Source organism: Streptomyces goshikiensis (assembly GCF_014650555.1).
In the GTDB taxonomy this organism is placed as follows: Bacteria; Actinomycetota; Actinomycetes; order Streptomycetales; family Streptomycetaceae; genus Streptomyces; species Streptomyces goshikiensis.
Genome location: NZ_BMVE01000037.1, coordinates 1 through 1,822, shown reverse-complemented (window position 1 = coordinate 1,822; position 1,822 = coordinate 1). Strand labels below are relative to the sequence as shown.

General features: G+C 66.1%; 1 protein-coding gene and 1 pseudogene. Both read right to left on the bottom strand.

Annotated features, from left to right (window positions below; all coding sequences use genetic code 11):
* Positions 1-90 precede the first annotated feature (90 nt).
* Complete coding sequence (locus IE248_RS37025; protein ID WP_073795982.1) at positions 91-411, bottom strand: MafI family immunity protein; 321 nt, start codon at positions 409-411, stop codon at positions 91-93.
* 31 nt (positions 412-442) lie between these two features.
* Positions 443-1,562: pseudogene (locus IE248_RS37020) on the bottom strand (IS630 family transposase).
* Positions 1,563-1,822: the final 260 nt, after the last annotated feature.

Sequence of the window (1,822 nt, the reverse complement as noted above, 5' to 3'; positions counted from 1 at the left end):
TTAATGGCCTCAAGGGATCACGCGCCGTGGCGACACGCTTCGACAAGCGCGTCTATTGCTGTGACCGGGAAGGTTCACCGGGTTGGCGGGTCACTCCTGTTCGGAGGCGGCGGCGAGGTGACGACGGCAGAGGTCGGCGGCCGTGAGGTGAGGCTTGTGTAGTGCGTCGCTGTAGAGCCGCATCTCGCGAGCTGCTCGGTCCAAGTGCTGCCAGAAGCTGAGCGGCGGGTTGAGGTCGTCGCCGAGGTCTGTCAGGCAGTCGAAGGCGAGTCCCAGCTCGTTGTGCTCCAGGAACTCCAGCGTCGCTGAGAGATCGAGGCCCGGCAGGCCCGCGAGATGGGCCCGGGCGGCATCGAGATGGCCGCGGGTCTGGTTCCAGCCGGCCTGAAGATCTTCACGATCGAGGGTCATGGCGTCAGTGTTGCCGGTGCCGTCAGTACGGTCACGCGACTTTCTTCCGGCATCCGCCCCAGCGGATTCCCTTCTCGCTGCGAATGCGGGCACGTTCGCGTCGTTGGGCTGCGAGGACGTCGGGGTGGCGGGCGTTCTTGTTGCGCCATAGCAGGTAGGCGTGCAGGGTCCGGGTCTGGACCGTGTGGTTGGGATGGTTCGAGTTGGCCAGGGTGAACTGCGGCAGGGGTCCGAAGTGGGCCTCGATCGGGTTGGCCCAGGACGCGTAGGTCGGCGTGAAACACAGCTCAACTTTGTTCTGGGCCGCCCACCTGCGGATTCTCCAGTTCAAGTGGGCGGAGAGGTTGTCGAGGATCACGTAGATCGGGGCTCCGTCCGGGCGGGCGGCCCGGATCGATCTCAAGGCAGCCCAGGTGTGGTCGATGCCCTTGCGCCTGCGGTTGATGCCCCAGAGCTGGTCGTCTCCGACGGAGTAGCAGCCATGGAAATACGTGACTCCGTGGGTGCGGCGGTAGGTGGCCGGTAGCCGGTCTGGCCGCCCTTGCCTCGCCCAGCAGGAGCCGGCGGTGGGGCGGATGCCCAGCGGTCCGAACTCGTCGAAGGCAAACGTGCGATCAGGCCGCTGATTGATCGCGTACTCGATCCGGGCAAGCTTGGCGTCGAACTTCGGATCCGGGGATCTCCTTCCATGTTTTCGTGCGCTGGAAGGAGATCCCACGGCGGGTCAGTAGGCAGCGCAGTGCCTCCCGGCCGATCCGGACGGGCCGGGTGATGTTGCGCCGCAAGTGATCGGCGAGCTTGCGGATGGACCAGCGGGTGAAGGGCTTGCCCAGCACGGCCGGGCGGGTGGTGGCCGTCTGGACGACGAAGTCCTCGTCGTCACGGTCGAGAAGGCGGGGACGGCCTCCCGCCCAGCGAGGGTCCAGGCATGCGAGCCCGATCTCGTTGAAGTTGTGGATCACGTCGCGGACGGTGTCCTCGTCAGCCTGGACCAGCCGGGCTATGACCGGGACCGTGTTCCCGCCGGCCGAGGCCAGCAGCATCATGGCCCGCCGGAACCGCACCGAACTGGTACTGCCCCGCCGCACGATGTGCTGGAGTTTCTGTCCCTCCTGCTCGGTCAGCCCGCGAACCCGGACCGGTTGCGCCATCCCGCCTCCCCACTGGTCCGGGAAAGCATTACCAACCAGCACGTGGAGCAACCCGGCGAACCTTCCCGGTCACAGCACTATGTCTTCCATGGCACGGTCACTGCCGCAACGATTCGGCTCTGGCTTCGTTGACGAGGCTCAGTCGAGAAGGCGCATCACATGCCCTGAGCCAGCAGCCCGTCCGCGGTGCCGAAAAGCAAAGGACTGTCCTTCCTCCAAGGCGGCAGGCCGTTCAAGCGTGATCGTCACGTCGCCCCGGT

Bases quoted from the DNA above. Each gene is read 5' to 3' on its own strand.
- IE248_RS37025 (WP_073795982.1), bottom strand. From the start codon at position 411: ATGACCCTCGATCGTGAAGATCTTCAGGCCGGCTGGAACCAGACCCGC.